The organism is Phycicoccus avicenniae, assembly GCF_018139485.1.
Classification (GTDB): Bacteria; Actinomycetota; Actinomycetes; order Actinomycetales; family Dermatophilaceae; genus Phycicoccus; species Phycicoccus avicenniae.
Genome location: NZ_JAGSNF010000004.1, coordinates 90,662 through 106,974, shown reverse-complemented (window position 1 = coordinate 106,974; position 16,313 = coordinate 90,662). Strand labels below are relative to the sequence as shown.

The following is a 16,313-nucleotide window of genomic DNA, read 5'->3' as shown; positions in this document are numbered from 1 at the left end:
ACTCCTCACCGGTTCAGCCGTGCTTCCATCATCTGGCGCGCGATCGGTGCCGCCACCGCGCCACCCCCCGTCTGCTCGCCGGACTCGCCACCGTCCTCGACGACGACCGCGACCGCGATCTGCGGGTCGTCGGCCGGCGCGAAGGAGATGAACCACGCGTGGGCGCGCCGCCCCTCGCCGTGCTCGGCCGTGCCCGTCTTGCCGGCGACCTGGACCCCACCGATCTGCGCGTTGCGCCCCGTGCCCTCGTCGACGGTCGCGACCATCATCTCGGTGAGGGTCTCGGCGACGTCCGGGCTCACCGCCTCGGACAGCTCGCCCGGGTCGGCGGACTCGATGACCGACAGGTCCGAGCCGATGACCGACTCGACGAGGTAGGGCTGCATGACGATGCCGTCGTTCGCGACGCCCGCGGCGACCATCGCCATCTGCATCGGGGTGACCCGGTCCTCGAACTGCCCGATGGCCGACTGCGCGAGCTGCGGCTCGTTCAGGTCGGCGCCGATGCTGCTCGGCGTCACCCGCATCGGGACGGAGAGCTCGTCGCCGAAGCCGAACATCGCCGCCTGCTCCCGGAGGGTGTCCTGGCCGAGCTTCATCCCGAGGTCGCCGAACGCCGGGTTGCACGAGGTGATGAGCGCCTGCCGCAGCGTCACCTCGCCGGAGGCGCTGCACGGCTGGTTCCCGAAGTTCGGCAGCGGCGTGTCGGTGAGCGGCAGGTCGAGCTCCGCGCCGCCGGGCAGCACGGAGTCGGCGGTGTACTCCCCGTCGGACAGGGCGGCGGCCGCGGTGACGACCTTGAAGACCGACCCCGGCGGGTAGAGGTCGCCGCCGATGGCCCGGTTGACGAGCGGTCGGTTCTCCGCGCCCTGCAGCTGCTGGTAGGTCTCGTCGAGCGCCGCGAGGTCGTGGCCGGCGAGCGAGTTCGGGTCGTACGTCGGCTTGCTCACCATCGCGAGGACGGCGCCGGTCCGCGGGTCGAGCGCGACGGCGGCGCCGCGGTTGTCGCCGATGCCGTCGGAGGCGGCCTGCTGGACGGCGGGGTCGAGGGTCGTCTCGAGCGTCGCGCCCTGCGGCGAGCGGCCGGTGAAGAGGTCGGAGACGCGGCGGTAGAACAGCTTGTCGCTCGCCCCGGACAGCAGCGCGTTCTCGGCCTGCTCGAGACCGCCCGACGCCCCGTAGAAGGAGTAGAAGCCGGTGACGTGCGAGTACAGCTCGCCGTCCGCGTACTCGCGCTGGAAGCGGAACTCGTCGTCGGTGGGGACGGACCGGGCGACGGCGTCCTGGCCGACGAGGATCTCGCCGCGCTCGCGGGCGTACGTCGCGAGCAGGGTGCGCCGGTTGTCGCCGCGGGCGTTGAGGTCGGCGGCGAAGACGTACTGGATGAGCGTCGTCGACACGAGCAACGCGGCGAACAGCGCACCGACGAGGAGCGACAGCCGGCGGACGGGGGCGTTCACGGCAGCTTCACCACCTGCGTGTGGGCCGCCCCGACGGCCTCGGCCTCCGAGGGGTCGGGCAGCGGCCGGCGGGCGTGGTCGGAGATGCGCAGCAGGAGGGCGAGCAGGGCCCAGTTCGCGAGGAGCGAGGACCCGCCGGAGGACAGGAAGGGCGCCGTGAGGCCGGTGAGCGGGATGATCCGGGTGACCCCGCCGACGACGACGAAGCACTGCAGCGCGAGCGAGAACGACAGCCCGGCCGCGAGCAGCTTGCCGAAGCCGTCACGGGTGCCGAGCGAGGTGCGCAGCCCTCGCTCGACGAGCAGCGCGTAGAGCGTGAGGATCGCGAAGAGGCCGATCATCCCGAGCTCCTCGCCGAAGCTGGGGATGATGAAGTCGGACTCCGCGAGGTAGGTGATGTCGGGGCGTCCCTGGCCCAGACCGGTGCCGACCATCCCGCCGGCCGCCATCCCCATGAGCCCGCGGGCCAGCTGGTCGGAGGTCTCGAGGGCCTCCGGGCTGAAGGTGTCGAGCCACAGCAGGACCCGCGTCTGGACGTGGCCGAAGACGAGGTAGGCGACGTACGCGCCCGCGACGAAGAGGCCGAGACCGATGGCGATCCAGGACACCCGCTCCGTGGCGACGTAGAGCATCGCGACGAACAGGCCGAAGAACAGCAGCGAGGAGCCGAGGTCACGCTCGAAGACGAGGACGCCGAGGCTCGCCCCCCACGCGAGGAGGATCGGCCCGAGGTCGCGCGCCCGGGGCAGGGTGAGCCCGAGGATCTTGCGCCCGGCGACCGAGAGGGCGTCCCGGGTCTGGACGAGGTAGCCGGCGAAGAAGACGGCGAGGGCGAGCTTGGCGACCTCGCCCGGCTGGAAGGACAGCGGCCCGAGGCGGATCCAGATGCGCGAGCCGAACTCCTCGGTCCCGATGACCGGCAGCAGCGGCAGCAGGAGCAGGGCGAAGCCGCCGACCCCGGCGATGTAGGTGTAGCGCCGCAGCAGCCGGTGGTCGCGCAGGACGACGAGGACGGCGGTGGCGATGCCGACGGCCAGCGCCGACCACATGAGCTGGCGCAGGGCGACGCCGTCGGACAGGTCGCGGCCGCGGGCGATGTCGATGCGGTGGATCATCACGAGGCCGAGCCCGTTGAGCAGCGTGACGATCGGCAGCATGAGCGGGTCGGCGTGCTTGGCCCGCCAGCGCAGGACGAGGTGGAACGCGAGCGTGACCCCGAGGTAGCCGGCGCCGAGCGCGGCGAGCCCCGGCGGGACGGTGCCGGTCGTCGCGAGGCCGAGGTTGACGTAGGCGACGCCGACGATGCCGACGGCCCCGAGGAGCAGGACGAGCTCGGTGGACCGCCCGCTGCGGGGGCTCAGCGAGGAGACGATGCTCATGAGGCGCTCCCCGTCGGCGTGGGCGTGCGCGTCGGTGTGGCCGTGCCCGTGCCCGTGGGCGATCCGGTCACCGACCCGGTGGGGGTGGGGGTCGGCGTCGTCCACGTGCTCGCGACGGTCCGGCAGGGGTCGCCCTGCGAGCGGGCGTAGCGGCACGCCTCCGCCTGGAGGGTCAGCTCCTCCACCCGCTCGTCGGCGTCCGCGCGGTCGGTGGCCTCGATGCCGGCCTCGATGCTCTGCTGGTAGGACGTCGGCAGGTCGTCGACGGCGATGGGGGTCCGCAGCTCCGGGCTCGACAGCGACACCCAGCCGAGGTCCTGGTCGACGCCGCGGAAGATCGTCACCTGGCCCTCCTCCGCCCCGAGGTAGTACTGCTGCTGGGACCACGCGTACGCGGCGTACCCGCCGCCGGCGAGGACGACGCCGACGACGACGAGGGCCGCGGCGGCGCGCAGGACGGTGCCCCGGGTGCCGCGCGGGCCCTCCTCGGCGAGGGTCAGCCCCTCGTCCTCGTCGTCACCCGTCGCCTGCTTCGTCAGCGCCGCGGCCTTGGCGGCGGGGGAGGTGGGGATGGGACGGGTGCCGCGCCGGGCGGCCGCGGCGGCGCCGACGACCTGGGGCTGGGTCGGCGGGGCGTCGACCCGGGAGATGTCGACGAGGTCGCCGATGACGACGGTCACGTTGTCCGGGGCACCCGCCTTGAGGGCGAGGGAGACGAGCCGGTCGGCGCACTCGCCGGGGTCGGCCGTGCCGATGAGGACCTCGTCGACGGTGTCGCGGGCAACGTAGTCGGTGAGGCCGTCGGAGGCGATGAGGTACCGGTCGCCGGCCTTGCCCTGGCGCACGACGAGGTCCGGCTCGTCCCCGTCGTCCCCGGTGAGGACCCGGGTGACGAGCGAGCGCTGCGGGTGGGTCGAGGCCTCCTCGGGGCTGATCCGCCCCTCGTCGACGAGGTTCTGCACGAAGGAGTGGTCCTTCGTCACCTGGGTGACCTGGCCGTCGCGCACGAGGAAGGCCCGGGAGTCGCCGATGTGAGCGAGGGTGATCTTCTCGCCGGTGCGCAGCATCGCGATGAGGGTCGTCCCCATCCCGCTGAGGTCGGAGTCGTCGCCGATCTGCGCGCCGATGTCGCGGTTCGCGCCGTGGATCCGGTCGAGGAGGGCCTGGCTCGCGTCCCGGCCGGAGAAGGACTCGCCGTCGAGGTCGACGAGCGCCGCGACGACCGTCGAGGAGGCCACGTCGCCGCCGGCGTGACCGCCCATCCCGTCCGCCATCGCGAGCAGGTGGGGTCCGGCGTAGCCCGAGTCCTCGTTCTTGGACCGCACCATGCCGACGTCGGACCGGGCTGCGTAGTGGAAGGCGAAGGGCATCGGCTACCTCTGCAGCTCGAGCATCGTCTGCCCGATGCGCAGGACGCTGCCGACGGCGACCTCCCGCGGCTCGGTGAGGCGGGTCGCGCCGAGGTAGGTGCCGTTCGTCGAGCGGAGGTCCTCGACCATCCACGTCCCGGAGTCGTCCTGGTAGATCCGGGCGTGCCGGCCCGAGGCGTAGTCGTCGTCGAGGACGAGCGCGCACTCCGGGCTGCGGCCGATGAGGGTGCCGCTGCGGTGCAGCGGCAGCGTCGTCCCGGACAGCGGCCCGGCGGTGACGACGAGGCGGGAGGGCCCCTTCTTCACCGGCTTCGGCAGGCCGCGCCGGCGCGGGGGCGCGGGCGGCGGCTGCACCGCGGGGGTGCCGCGGGCCGGGGTCGTGGGCCGTCGGTTGACGCGGGTGCCGTAGAGGTCGCCGCGCAGCACGCCGACGACGGCGAAGATGAAGAGCCACAGGAGGACGAGGAGACCGAGCCGGAGCACGGTGAGGGTGAGCTCGCTCAGCATCGGGTGGTCACCGCCGGCCCGCGCGGAAGGTGATCGACGTCCGTCCGACGGTGATCCGGTCGCCGTCGTCGAGGTGGGCGCTGGAGATCCGCTCGCCGTTGACGAAGGTGCCGTTCGTCGAGCCGAGGTCGCGCACCGTCGTCACGAAGTGCGGGCCGTCGGTCGTCACCCGCAGCTCGCTGTGCCGCCGGGAGATGCCCGGGTCGTCGAGGATGATGTCGGCGGCGTCGTCCCGCCCGAGGATCGTCATCGCCCCCATGAGCGGGTAGCGCTCGCCGTCGACGTCGAGCCACGGCCGGTCGGCCGGGTTGTTGCGGCGCGGGGGGCTCGGCGGGGCCTCACGCTGCGCGTGGGCGCGGGTGGCCTCGTCGTCGTCGGCCCCGGAGGCGGCCGCGGCGGCCCCGGCCCCCGCGGCGGCGGCCGGGCCGGACGAGCGACCGGCCGAGCCGGAGCGGTCGAGCCGCTGGTGCTGACCGGTCGTCCCCGTGGCCCGGGGTCGGGAGGCCTTGGACGGGCGGAGCCGGAAGACGCCGGTCTCGAGGTCGTCGTGCTCCTCGAAGACGATGTCGATGGGGCCGGCCGGCTGGTAGCCCTGGCCGTCGCAGTGCTCCTCGGCCGCGGCGACGAGGTCGTCCTCGACGCCCTGCAGGTCGTCGGCGGCGAGTCGGTCGAAGTCGGTGGTGCTCAGCTCGACGACGAAGACGTTCGGGACGATGGCGCGTCCGGAGGAGGAGACGGCGCGGTCGTCCATCGCCCGCCGGATCGTGCTGGCGATCTCGACGGGGTGGACGGTGGAGCGCAGGTGACGTGCGAACGTGCCCTGGACGGCGCGTTCGATCCCCGCCTCGAGGCGGTCGAGCAGCCCCACGGCGCACCTCCTCCACGGTCTCGGGTCGGCAGACGTCCGCCCAGCGTACTTGCCGACCGTCCGGACGCCGCCGAGGACGCCCGTCCGGGCGGGTGCGTACCGTGGGGCCATGGAGCACGTCGTGCAGGTGCTGGGCCCGCGGGAGGTGCCGCTCGGCGGTCCCCGGGCGATGACGGTGCGGCGCACGCTGCCCGCCCGGGAGCGGTCGTTCGTCGGGGCCTGGTGCTTCGCCGACCACTACGGACCGGACGACGTCGCCGCCACCGGGGGGATGGACGTGGCGCCGCACCCGCACTGCGGGCTCGCGACCGTGTCGTGGCTGTTCTCCGGCGAGGTCGAGCACCGCGACTCGCTGGGCACGACCGCGCTCGTGCGGCCCGGCGAGGTCAACCTCATGACGGCCGGCCGGGGGATCTCGCACTCGGAGGTCTCGACGTCGGCGACGACCGTGCTCCACGGCGCACAGCTGTGGGTGGCGCTGCCCGAGGCCGCCGCCGGGGTGGAGCCGCGCTTCGAGCACCACGTGCCCGAGGTGCTGCGGCCCGCCGAGGGGGTGACGGCCCAGGTGTTCGTCGGGTCGCTCTGGGGGGCGGCGTCGCCGGTGCGCACCGAGTCGCCGCTGCTCGGCGTCGAGGTCGTCCTCGACGGGGGCGCCGAGGTCGGGCTGCCGGTCCCCGACGACTGGGAGGTCGGGGTGCTCGTCGACGACGGTGGCGTGACGTTCTGCGGCCAGGCGCTCGAGCGGGCCGAGCTCGGGGTCGTCGACGCCGCCGACCCTGCGGCCGCGTCGTCGCCGGGTCCGCGCGTCGTGCGGGCCGGGTCCGACGGGGCCCGCGTCCTCGTCCTCGCGGGCAAGCCGTTCGGGGAGGAGATCGTCATGTGGTGGAACTTCGTCGGCCGCAGCCACGACGAGGTCGTCGCCGCCCGGGAGGCCTGGGAGTCCGGGGCGGACGGCGAGGAGGCCGGACCCTTCGGCCGTGTCGACGGCTACTCGGGGGAGACACCGCGCATCCCGGCGCCCGCCCTACCCGGAGTGCGGCTGCGCTCGCGGGGCAATCGCGGCCGACCGGGGCACCCGGAGGCCGAGGCGCCCGCGATGTCGTGACGCGGACGCCGTACCCGCGAGCGCTTTGGAGCATCGGGCCTCCATCGGGCACACTGGTACGGCTCGCACGAGCACCACGCGCAAGTGGCGGAACGGCAGACGCGCTGTCTTCAGGTGGCAGTGTCCTTACGGGCGTGGGGGTTCAAATCCCCCCTTGCGCACCGAACCCGAACGGCCCCGACCTCACCGGTCGGGGCCGTTCGGTCGTTCGGTGCCCTTCCGGGGGGTGGGCGGTACCGGCGGGGCGGTGAGTCGGGGTCCCGGCACCGGTTCACCGGCCCGCCGGCCGGTCGTCGTCCGGTGCGGGGTCGGGGTCGCTCCCGGTGCGAGGTATCAGGGGGTCGACCCGGGCCTCCTGGTCGGAGGACACTGCCGGTGTCCTCGTACCGCGGAGAGGAGGCCTGGGGATGACGCCGTCGAGCGTGCGCCGGGATCGGGTGCGCCAGGCCATCGCGCACACCGCGCTCGCGCTCGTCCTCACGGTGCTCACCGTCGTGGTCGCCCTCATGCCCGCCAAGGTCGAGGCGCTCGTCGTCGCCGAGCCGCACGGGCCGGTCGGCCGGGAGGGCTGGTACCTCACCGGCTGCGCGGGGCTGCTCGCCCTCGTGTCCGCTCTCAGCGCCCGGGCGGCGTGGCGCCGGGCCCGCGGCCGCTGAGCCGGACGGGGCATGATCGGGGGATGGGACGCACTGACACGCAGGTCGAGGACGGTCGGGGACGCACGGGGCGGGTCGCCCGCGGGCTGACGAAGGTCGCGCTCGGGGCCGCCCTCGTCGGTGCCGGGGTGGCGCACCTGACGGTGGCCCGGGAGGAGTTCCAGGCGCAGGTGCCCGAGTGGGTGCCCTTCGACCCGGACGACGTCGTCGTGTGGTCGGGCTACGCCGAGATCGCGCTCGGGGCGGCCACGCTGCTCGCGTGGCGGCAGCCGGCGCGGGCGCGCGTCGGTCGCCTCGGGGCGGCGTTCTTCGTCGCGGTCTTCCCCGGCAACGTCGCGCAGTGGCTGGAGCGCAAGGACGGCTTCGGCCTCGACACCGACGAGAAGCGTGCCGGCCGGCTGCTCGGGCAGCCGGCGATGGTCGCGGCCGCGCTCTACGCCGGGGACCGCGACGGGGCGTCGACGGCGAGGTGACCTGACACGCCGGGTGTCCGTACCGGCGGTCGGCGCGTCACCTCGCGGTGGGGCGGGTCGGGTGGGTCGCGCGGAAGTCCTCGCGGTCGGTCGATGTTGACCCCCCATGGCACTGACGTTCCCCCCTGGCCCCCTGTCCTCGCGTCCGGGCACCGGTAACTTCACCGTCGACGGCCCGGCGCACAAGGTGATGCTGGCCCCGACCGACAAGCGGGTCCGGGTCCGCGTCGGGGACGGCTCCGGAGGCGCCCGCACCGTCCTCGACTCGACCGGCGCCGTCCTGCTCCACGAGTCGAACCTTCTCCCCGTGTACTACGTGCCGGTCGAGGACCTCGACGACGCCGCCCTCGTCCCGAGCGACACCCGCACCCACTGCCCGTTCAAGGGCGACGCGACGTACGCCGGGGTGCGGGTCGGTGACCGGGTGGTCGAGGACCTGTTCTGGTTCTACCGCGACCCCGTCGAGGGGATGGAGGAGCTCGCCGGTCTCGCGGGGGTCGCCCTCGACCGCCTCGACCTCCTGCCGCCGCACGCCCGGGACCAGGAGGGCGACGACGGCCACGACCCGCTCGACGCGGTCCTCGAGGAGGACGCCGTGCTCCTCGGCCACCCCCGCGACCCCTACCACCGGGTCGACGCCGTCCCGAGCAGCCGGCGCGTCGTCGTCACGTGGCACCGCGACGACGGCGACGACGTCGTGCTCGCGGACACGACCCGGGCGGTCGGCGTCTTCGAGACCGCTCTGCCGGTGCGCTGGTACGTGCCGCAGGAGGACGTGCGCACCGACCTGCTCCTCGAGAGCCCGACCCGGACGGTCTGCCCCTACAAGGGCGTCGCGCACTATCGCTCGCTCGCCGGCGGCCCCGCCGACGTCGCGTGGACCTACCCCGACGCGCTGCCCGAGGCGGGCCCTGCCCAGGGGATGCTCTGCCTGCTCGCCGACGGGCTCACGACGACGGTGGAGTGACCCGAGCGTGCGGTGCGAGCCGCCGGTCCTTCCTGCGCCTCAGCCGGAGCCGGTCCGCACCGCGACCCAGCGACCGGCGACGAGGACCTCGCCCGGACGCTCGTCGAGGGGCGCCGCGAGGTCGACGGTCGCCGCCCACCCCGGGGTCAGGACGACCGGCGGACCCGGCAGCAGCGGGGGCAGCCCGTCCGGCAGCGGAGGCCACCGGACCGCGGGGTCGACCCGGCACGGGAGGACACCGACGGTGCGCAGCTCAGCGCGCGGGGGCGCCCCCGACCCGGACCCGTCGGCCGGTGGCAGTGTCCGGACGGCGAGGTCCTTCGGCTCGCAGCGCGGGGCGACGTCGACGGCCAGCGGACGGTCGTCGGGGGTGGCGCCGTAGCCGAGGACGGTCCAGGCCGAGAGGTCGACGCGCGCGCCGACCTCCGCGGAGAGCGGGGCGACGGGGAGGCCGACACCCGCATGCACGGGCAGCTCGAGGCCGCCCACGCCGAGGACGAGCCGCTGGGGGGTCTCCCGGTCGACGCGTTGGCTCGGTCGCCAGGTGAGCGTCGTCGTCGCGGACTCCCGAGGGTGCAGCGTGACGTCGGGGCCTGGCGCCGTCCGGGCGTCGAGCGTCGGGGTGGAACCGTTCTGGGTGGCGCGCAGGTCGTCCGGCGGCGGCACGGTGCACGGGATCGCCGAGACGTTGACGACCCGGACGACCATCTCGTCCCGCGCGCCGATCGTCACCGTGAGCCGGTCCGTCGCCGCGACGAGGTCGCCGTCGAGGCAGGGTGAGGCGTCGACGGCGCCGCCCGGGGAACGGGCGCTGGTCGCCCGACGCAGGGGGGCCGCGGAGGAGCCGGTCGCCGTCGCCACGCCGCGGAGGAGCGACCCCTCCGTCACGACGCTCGCGTCGATCCCCTCGGGCATCCGGCCGCCGGGCCGCTCCGGCGGCTCGTCCGGCACGCTCCCGGGGCACCGGCGCTGGGTCGCGACGAGCGAGGCGGCGGACCGGTCGACGTGCACCTGGGCGCACATCGACTCCCACCGCGGGACGTCGTCGGTGAAGGGGTCGGGGCCGGTGCGCTGCTCCCAGACGACGAGCGCGACGGGGTCGTCCTCCTCGAGGTCCTGGTCCCGCCCGAGCACCGGCACGTACCGCACCGTCCCGCGGCCCTCCGCCACCTCGGGCTCGAGGTCCCGCAGGGCCTGCGTCAGCGCGCCGCGCGTCGCCGGGGCCGTCCCTGCGAGGGCGGTGTCCCAGGCCGCGACGAGGCCCTCGAGGGTCGAGGCGTCCTCGGGGTCGTCGGCGACGGGTGCGGCGAGCGAGCAGCCACCGAGAGCGACGAGGGTGGCGGCGACCGCGGCCGAGAGCCCCGGGAGGGCGAGGCGGCGCGTGCGACGTCGCGGGTGGCGTCGCGGCCGCCCGGACGCAGCGCTCGGTGGCGAGGTCGGTGACGCAGTCGGCGTCGCGCTCGGCGGCGCGGGTCGGCGTCGGTCGTGGGGTCCCCCGGTCGTCATGCCGCCATCCTCGACCGGGGCGGCGGCCCGTCGCGTGCGTGGGGTGTGGAGATTCCGTGCAGGTCGGCGGCCGGGGGCAGACTGGCGGGGTGCGTGCGCGTCCGGTGATCCTCCACCTGGACCTCGACGCGTTCTTCACCGCCGTCGAGCAGCTGCACAAGCCGTCCCTGCGCGGCAAGCCGGTCGTCGTCGGTGGGGTGGGGGGTCGCGGTGTCGTCTCGACGGCGTCGTACGAGGCCCGGGTTTTCGGGGTGCGCTCGGCGATGCCGACGGCCGACGCCCGGCGCCGGTGCCCGAACGCGGCCTACCTCGGGCCGCGCTTCGAGGCCTACCGGCACTGCTCGGTGCAGGTGATGGATCTCGCCCGCGAGGTCACCCCCCTCCTGGAGCAGGTGTCCATCGACGAGGCCTACCTCGACCTCACCCCCGCCCACCCCTCCCCCACGGTCGACGAGGTCACCGCGCTCGCCGAGGACCTGCGCACCGCCATCCGCGAGCGCACCGGCCTCACCGCCTCGATCGGTGCCGGCACGAGCAAGCTCGTCGCGAAGATCCACTCCGACCTTGCCAAGCCCGACGGGTTCGCCCTCGTCCCGCCCGGTGAGGAGGCCGCCACCCTCGCCCCGATGTCGGTGCGTGCCATCCCCGGCGTCGGTCCGGCGACCGCCGCCCGGCTCGCCGCCCACGGGGTGTCCACCGTCGGGCGGCTCGCGGAGATCGGCGCCGACGAGTGCGTCGCGCTCCTCGGTCGGGCGCACGGCACCCAGCTGCACGCCTTCGCGCTCGGCGTCGACCCGCGCGAGGTCGTCACCGAACGGGCGGCGAAGTCGGTGTCGGCCGAGACGACGTTCCCCACGGACGTCACCGACCGGGGTCGGCTCGGCGGCCACGTCTCGCGGCTCACCGAGCGGGTCACCGACCGGCTCCGCACGGACGGGCTGTCCGGCCGCACCGTCGTCCTCAAGGCGCGGCGGCACGACTTCAGCACCCTCACCCGCTCGACGACGCTCGACCAGCCGACCGACGACCCGGTCGTCGTCCGGCGGCACGCGGACCGGCTCCTCGCGGCCCTCGACGTGAGCGACGGGCTGCGGCTCGTCGGTGTCGGGGTGTCCGGCCTGTCGCTCTACACCCAGCCCGACCTGCTCGACGGCCTGCTCGACGACGTCCTGCCGGCGCCCGCCCCGGAGCCGGACGAGGACGACGAGGAGTTCGCGCGACCCGACGCCGGCGAGGTGACGACGGAGGAGAACGGCTCCACGGTGCTCGTCGAGGCCGTCCCCGAGCCGACGGGACCGCGCTGGCGGCCCGGCCAGGACGTCGCGCATTCCGAGCACGGCCTGGGGTGGGTCCAGGGCAGCGGCGTCGGGCGGGTCACCGTGCGGTTCGAGGGGCCGCACACCCCGCCGGGCCGGATCCGCACCTTCCCCGAGGACGATCCGGACCTCGCCCCGGCGCCACCCCCGGAGTGGTCACCCCTCGTCGACGACGGCCCCGCTGCGGATGGGCTTTCCGGCGGGGGCGGGTCCCTGGACGGGTGAGACGGCCTCGCCCCGGCGGCGCCAGGGGAAGAGTGCGCCGAACCCGCGCAGGGCCGGCGTCGGGTCGACCGGCGGGGCCCAAGGCGCCAGCGGAGCGGGGTGGGTCAGGACGTGGTCGGCGACGAGCCCCGGCCACGCCATGATCCCGTAGGGGGTACGGGCGACGACGAGCTCGCTGTCGTCGACGAGTTCGTGGAGCAGGGCGGCGGTGCTCAGCGGGTGGTTGGGGTCGTCGCTCCACGCGAGGACGAGGGTGGGCACGCCGATCTCGCGGACGAGCTCCGGCTCGGGCAGGTCCGTCGCCGCGGCGCCGCGGAGGACGGCGGGCAGCAGCGTCTCGGCGACGCTCGGCTCGGTGAGCGGGGCGTCGGCGAGGGCCGGAGGCCCGGCCTGCTCGCGCGCCAGGGCGACGAAGTGCGCGAGCCCCTCGCGCTCGACGACGTCGGCGTTCGCGAGATAGGTGCGCGCCTGCACCCGCCGGGTCGTCCACGCGGTCGGCGGCACGGTGAGGGTGAGGGTCGCGAAGCGTCCCGGGTCGCGGACCGCGGCATGGAGCAGGGTGCCGGTGCCCATCGAGGGGCCGACGCCGTGCACCTGCTCGCCGGGGGCGACGTCGTCGAGGAGCGCGAGGAGGTCCTCGGCGAGGGCGTCCCAGCGGTAGCGGTCCGGGTCCGCGGTGCCCGTCGAGCGCCCGTGTCCGCGGGCGTCGTAGCGCAGGATCCGGTGGCCCCCGATCGCCCGGCTCACGTCGAGCCCGATGCGCGCGTCACGGTCCCGGCTCGAGGTCAGGCCGTGCAGCTGGACGACGAGCGGGCCCCCGTCGCCCGCCACGTCGTGGTCGAGCGTGGCACCGGTGACGTCGAACGTGGACACGCTTCCTCCAGGGGAGCCGTCGTCGGGGGTGCCCCTAGAGTACGGCGCATGCGGCTGACCACCGTCACGCAGATGGCCCTGCCGCACGGGCGGGTCCGCAGCTTCGTCCTCGCGCCGACCGGTCCACCGGGCGCCGCGCGCCCGGTGTCGTTCGACCAGGGGCGGCACGTCGGCGAGGGTGACCGGCCCGGGTCCTGGATGGCGATCGCGGCCCGGCTGCCGGGACCCTTCGAGGACGAGGCGCTCGCCGTCGCGTGGGCCGCGGTCGTCGCCCGGCACGGCACGCTGACGACCGCGTTCGACCGCGGGTCGGGCGCCGTCACCCTCCACGAGGTCGACCTCGCCGTGCGGGGGTGGGTCGAGCACGACGCACCCCCCGAGCGGGCCACCCGGGAGGTGGTGCGGGAGGTGCTCGACGACGCCTGCACCCCCTTCGCGACCCCGTCGCACCGGCTCGTCGTCGTCGAGCCGGACGGCGACCCGCAGGGCTGCGACCAGGAGGATCGCCGCCCGGTCGCCGTCCTCGCCGCCGACCACGCGCACGTCGACATGTGGAGCCTCGTCGTCCTCGTCCGCGACCTCCTGGCCACGCTCGACGACGTCGCGGCCGGACGCCCCGTCGGCGGCGGGCTCGCGGCCGTCCCGTCGTTCGCCGAGCACACCGCCGAGCTCGCGGCCCGTCCGCCGGCGCCGGGCCCGGTGCGACGGCGGTGGGCCGACGTCCTCGAGGCCGAGGGCGGTGTCATGCCCCTCTTCCCGTTGCCGCTCGGCGACGTGTCCGTGCCGCGGGACGAGGTCGTCGAGGTCCGGGACGTCCTCGACACGGCGGGCGTCGGGCGGCTGTCCGAGGCGGCGTCGGGGGCCGGCGTGCGGATGATCGCGCTCGCGGTGTCCGCGCTCACCCGGGTGACGAGGGAGGTCGCCGGGCGGCCGCTGCGAGCGGTCTTCCCGGTCCACAGCCGCTACGACGAGCGCTGGCACGACGCCGTCGGCTGGTTCATCACCAACGCCGTCCTCGAGTCGGCCGACCCCGACCCGCGGGCGTGTCGGGCGGCCGTCAAGGAGGCGATGGAGCTGGGGTCGTGGCCGCTCGGGCCGATCCTCGCGCCGTGGGGCGGGATGCCGCAGGCTCCGGGGATGTTCGCCGTGTCGTGGCTGGACACGCGGCGGCTGCCGGTCCGCCTCGACCCCGGGCTCGCGACGCAGTACGTGTCCGCGTCCATCCGCACCGACGGCGTGATGATCTGGTTCGTCGTCAACGACGAGGGGCTGCACCTGCGCTGCCGCTACCCGGACACCCCGCAGGCGCGCGACAGCGTCGGCGGCTGGCTCGACGCCGTCGAGGAGGGGCTGCGGGGCCTCGCCGGCTGACCGTCCGCCGGCTCAGCGGGGCAGGAGGGCGACGATCTCGTCGGCGACCGTGTCCGGCGCCGCGAGCGGGATGCCGTGTCCCCGCCCCTCGAGCGGCACCTCGCGGGTGACGCCGCCCCGGTCGGCGTACCGGGCGAGCACGGCCCGGGTCTGCGCCACCATCGGCTGGGACGGCAGGACGTCGGACCCCGGCCAGCCGGGCACGGCGCCGGCGGCCCCGAGCGTCGCGAGGTCGAAGAGCGAGGCGTCGCTCACGACCTGGTCCTCGAGGCCGTGGACCCAGGTGACCGGGGGCTTGGGCGAGAGGGCGACGAGGTCCTCCGCGGTACGGAAGTGCACCGGCGCCATCGTGTTGAGGATGCCGTGCGGGCCGGGGGCGACGGTGGGCCAGTGCTCGGACGGGACGGCGTCGCCGGGGTAGAAGTCGTCGCCCGTCCGGGTCGTGAGGAGCTCGTCGACGAGGAAGTCCTCGTCGACGGCGCCGGTGTTCTCCTCGGCGCCGAAGAAGGTCCGCAGGATCACCCGCGGACTCGACTGGGGGTCGTCCGCGGAGGTGTCCTTCGCGGCGAGGCGGCGGACGAAGTCGGCGTTCGCGGCGCCGCCACCGGTGCTCGCACCGTCGGGGAAGGCCAGCCGCCCATCGACACCGGTCGTCCCGCCGAAGCCGTAGGGCGACACGGGTGCGACGAGGACGGCCGCCCCGAGGTCCCCGGGGTGGTCGACGAGCAGGTGCTGGACGACCCCACCTCCCATCGACCAGCCGGCGGCGGTGACCCGGCCGGTCCCGGCGAGGTCGAGGGCCTCGAGGAGGGCGTGGACGTCGTCGGCCATGTCGGCGAGCCCGCGGGTCGCGTCGACGGGCTCGGGGTCGGTCAGCCCGAACCCGCGCAGGTCGGGGGCGAGGACGCGGACGTCGTCGGGCAGCGCGGCCGCGACGTAGGCCCAGAAGCCACCCGTCGTGAGGTTGCCGTGGACGAGGAGGACGGGGCGGCCGTCCTCCGGGCCGCTCGTCCACACGTTCGTCGTGAGGCGGGAGGTCTCGACGCGCGAGCAGGTGAAGCCGGCGGGGGCGGACGACGGTGTCATGGGAGGTCCCTTCGCTGGGGTGGCCCGTCGATGATGGCACCGCGGGCCGGACGTGCGCCCTGTGTGCCGAGGCCACCCGGCGGCCCGGTGCGTGGTGCTCGGCGACATCGCAGCACCGGGCCCGGTCGACCCGCCGTCGAGATCGGGCAACACGCAGGGAGCCGGCGCCGCGCGCCTGCGTGTTGCCCGACCTCGAGATCGGGCGACAGGCAGGGGATCGGCGCCGCGGGCGACGGGCGTCCCGGTCCCCGGAACGCGCGACCCGCTCTCAGCGGTCTGTTAGGTGAGCCTCACCTTTGTGTGGTTAGGTTGTCCTCACCACCGACGGGGTGGGCGTGCTCGGGAGCGGAGGTGCCGCGTGATCATCTGTCACTGCAAGGTCGTCAACGACCGGGCGATCACCGACGCCGTCGACGCCGGCGCCACCTCGCTCGCCGCCGTCTGCCGCGAGACCGGTGCGGGGACCGACTGTGGCGGCTGCGTCTTCGCGGTCAAGGCGATCGTCTGCGACCATGACGTGGTCCGAGCCCGCACGATGGACGACCTGCGGGCCATCAGCATCGACGAGGAGAGCATCCGTGCAGCCAGTTGACCGGCGGGTCGTGGACCTGTTCAACGAGGCCCTGACCTTCGAGCTCACCGTGACCAACACGTACTTCCTCCACGCGAGGATGCTCGACAACTGGGGCTTCACCCGGCTCGGCAAGGTCTTCTACGACCTGTCCATCGACGAGATGCGCGACGCCGACGCGATCATCAACCGCATCCTCTTCTTCGAGGGCCACCCCAACGTCCAGAAGCTGAACTCCATCACCGTCGGCGAGACCGCCGAGGAGATGCTCCGGCTCGCGCACGCCTCCGAGCTGGCCGCCGTCGCGCAGTTCAACGCCGCGGCCAAGGAGTGCCACGACCTCGGCGACCACGGCTCGGCCGCGATCTTCGAGGAGATGGTCCGCGACGAGGAGAAGCACGCCGACTTCTTCGAGTCCCAGCTCGAGGCCATCGAGCGGATCAGCGTCCAGCAGTACCTCGCGACGATGATCGAGCCCGGGACCGGTCCCGACCCGTCCTGACCGATCCCGCACGGCACGGAGGGCCACCCGGACGCCGGGTGGCCCTCCGTCGTGTCCGGCGCCCGTGGTCGGGGTCGA

16 protein-coding genes and 1 tRNA gene are annotated in these 16,313 nt (G+C 74.8%); 9 read left to right on the top strand and 8 right to left on the bottom strand.

From position 1 onward, the window contains the following. Positions 1-5 precede the first annotated feature (5 nt). The 5 genes from KC207_RS04515 to KC207_RS04495 are packed head-to-tail and all read right to left on the bottom strand — an operon-like array spanning position 6 to position 5,584. Entirely contained in the window at positions 6-1,460 is a 1,455-nt protein-coding gene (locus KC207_RS04515) for a peptidoglycan D,D-transpeptidase FtsI family protein (RefSeq protein ID WP_211601716.1), read from the bottom strand. Next, a complete protein-coding gene (locus KC207_RS04510; RefSeq protein WP_211601897.1) occupies positions 1,457-2,839 on the bottom strand; it encodes an FtsW/RodA/SpoVE family cell cycle protein in 1,383 nt (460 codons plus the stop codon). Before KC207_RS04510 ends, KC207_RS04515 begins: the two co-directional genes overlap by 4 nt. Continuing rightward, entirely contained in the window at positions 2,836-4,209 is a 1,374-nt protein-coding gene (locus KC207_RS04505) for a PP2C family protein-serine/threonine phosphatase (protein WP_211601715.1), read from the bottom strand. The genes KC207_RS04510 and KC207_RS04505 overlap by 4 nt, the downstream gene beginning before the upstream one ends. Before the next feature lie 3 nt (positions 4,210-4,212). Then, the gene (locus KC207_RS04500; protein ID WP_211601896.1) at positions 4,213-4,713 is read right to left on the bottom strand and encodes an FHA domain-containing protein FhaB/FipA; all 501 of its coding nucleotides are present in this window, start codon (positions 4,711-4,713) and stop codon (positions 4,213-4,215) included. Positions 4,714-4,723: 10 nt separating this feature from the next. Then, the gene (locus KC207_RS04495; RefSeq protein ID WP_211601714.1) at positions 4,724-5,584 is read right to left on the bottom strand and encodes an FHA domain-containing protein; all 861 of its coding nucleotides are present in this window, start codon (positions 5,582-5,584) and stop codon (positions 4,724-4,726) included. A 109-nt stretch (positions 5,585-5,693) separates the two neighbouring features. Here KC207_RS04495 and KC207_RS04490 point away from each other — a divergent pair, with 109 nt between their 5' ends. From KC207_RS04490 to KC207_RS04470, 5 genes are all read left to right on the top strand, one after another. After that, a complete protein-coding gene (locus tag KC207_RS04490; protein ID WP_211601713.1) occupies positions 5,694-6,689 on the top strand; it encodes a pirin family protein in 996 nt (331 codons plus the stop codon). 78 nt (positions 6,690-6,767) lie between these two features. Continuing rightward, positions 6,768-6,850: transfer RNA gene (locus KC207_RS04485), tRNA-Leu, on the top strand. 246 nt (positions 6,851-7,096) lie between these two features. Next, positions 7,097-7,345 (top strand): hypothetical protein, encoded by a 249-nt coding sequence (locus KC207_RS04480; RefSeq protein WP_211601712.1) that lies wholly within the window; start codon positions 7,097-7,099, stop codon positions 7,343-7,345. A gap of 23 nt (positions 7,346-7,368) precedes the next feature. Beyond that, the gene (locus tag KC207_RS04475) at positions 7,369-7,818 is read left to right on the top strand and encodes a DoxX family protein (protein ID WP_211601711.1); all 450 of its coding nucleotides are present in this window, start codon (positions 7,369-7,371) and stop codon (positions 7,816-7,818) included. A 106-nt stretch (positions 7,819-7,924) separates the two neighbouring features. After that, positions 7,925-8,785, top strand: coding sequence for a DUF427 domain-containing protein (locus tag KC207_RS04470; RefSeq protein ID WP_211601710.1), 861 nt, complete (start codon positions 7,925-7,927; stop codon positions 8,783-8,785). A 39-nt stretch (positions 8,786-8,824) separates the two neighbouring features. Here the strand turns inward: KC207_RS04470 and KC207_RS04465 are convergent, their stop codons facing one another. Continuing rightward, positions 8,825-10,291: a hypothetical protein gene (locus KC207_RS04465; protein WP_211601709.1), complete on the bottom strand. Its 1,467-nt coding sequence runs from the start codon at positions 10,289-10,291 to the stop codon at positions 8,825-8,827. A gap of 89 nt (positions 10,292-10,380) precedes the next feature. Here KC207_RS04465 and KC207_RS04460 point away from each other — a divergent pair, with 89 nt between their 5' ends. Beyond that, a complete protein-coding gene (locus tag KC207_RS04460) occupies positions 10,381-11,832 on the top strand; it encodes a DNA polymerase IV (protein WP_211601708.1) in 1,452 nt (483 codons plus the stop codon). Here the strand turns inward: KC207_RS04460 and KC207_RS04455 are convergent. Continuing rightward, on the bottom strand, positions 11,764-12,705 hold the full coding sequence (locus KC207_RS04455) for an alpha/beta fold hydrolase (RefSeq protein WP_211601707.1): 942 nt from the start codon (positions 12,703-12,705) through the stop codon (positions 11,764-11,766). The genes KC207_RS04460 and KC207_RS04455 overlap by 69 nt on opposite strands. 48 nt (positions 12,706-12,753) lie before the next feature. On the opposite strand from KC207_RS04455, the gene KC207_RS04450 reads away from it, so the two are divergent. Continuing rightward, positions 12,754-14,076 (top strand): condensation domain-containing protein, encoded by a 1,323-nt coding sequence (locus KC207_RS04450; RefSeq protein WP_211601706.1) that lies wholly within the window; start codon positions 12,754-12,756, stop codon positions 14,074-14,076. Positions 14,077-14,088: 12 nt separating this feature from the next. Here KC207_RS04450 and KC207_RS04445 read toward each other — a convergent pair whose 3' ends face one another. After that, entirely contained in the window at positions 14,089-15,162 is a 1,074-nt protein-coding gene (locus tag KC207_RS04445) for an alpha/beta hydrolase (RefSeq protein ID WP_211601705.1), read from the bottom strand. A gap of 358 nt (positions 15,163-15,520) precedes the next feature. On the opposite strand from KC207_RS04445, the gene KC207_RS04440 reads away from it, so the two are divergent. Further along, positions 15,521-15,754 carry a (2Fe-2S)-binding protein gene (locus KC207_RS04440; RefSeq protein ID WP_211601704.1) on the top strand — a complete coding sequence of 78 codons (234 nt, stop codon included), beginning with the start codon at positions 15,521-15,523 and terminating at the stop codon, positions 15,752-15,754. Next, entirely contained in the window at positions 15,741-16,235 is a 495-nt protein-coding gene (gene bfr / locus KC207_RS04435) for a bacterioferritin (protein ID WP_211601703.1), read from the top strand. Before KC207_RS04440 ends, bfr begins: the two co-directional genes overlap by 14 nt. Positions 16,236-16,313: the final 78 nt, after the last annotated feature.

Bases quoted from the DNA above. Each gene is read 5' to 3' on its own strand.
- KC207_RS04510 (WP_211601897.1), bottom strand. From the start codon at position 2,839: ATGAGCATCGTCTCCTCGCTGAGCCCCCGCAGCGGGCGGTCCACCGAG.
- KC207_RS04505 (WP_211601715.1), bottom strand. From the start codon at position 4,209: ATGCCCTTCGCCTTCCACTACGCAGCCCGGTCCGACGTCGGCATGGTG.
- KC207_RS04490 (WP_211601713.1), top strand. From the start codon at position 5,694: ATGGAGCACGTCGTGCAGGTGCTGGGCCCGCGGGAGGTGCCGCTCGGC.
- KC207_RS04480 (WP_211601712.1), top strand. From the start codon at position 7,097: ATGACGCCGTCGAGCGTGCGCCGGGATCGGGTGCGCCAGGCCATCGCG.
- KC207_RS04475 (WP_211601711.1), top strand. From the start codon at position 7,369: ATGGGACGCACTGACACGCAGGTCGAGGACGGTCGGGGACGCACGGGG.
- KC207_RS04470 (WP_211601710.1), top strand. From the start codon at position 7,925: ATGGCACTGACGTTCCCCCCTGGCCCCCTGTCCTCGCGTCCGGGCACC.
- KC207_RS04465 (WP_211601709.1), bottom strand. From the start codon at position 10,291: ATGACGACCGGGGGACCCCACGACCGACGCCGACCCGCGCCGCCGAGC.
- KC207_RS04450 (WP_211601706.1), top strand. From the start codon at position 12,754: ATGCGGCTGACCACCGTCACGCAGATGGCCCTGCCGCACGGGCGGGTC.
- KC207_RS04445 (WP_211601705.1), bottom strand. From the start codon at position 15,162: ATGACACCGTCGTCCGCCCCCGCCGGCTTCACCTGCTCGCGCGTCGAG.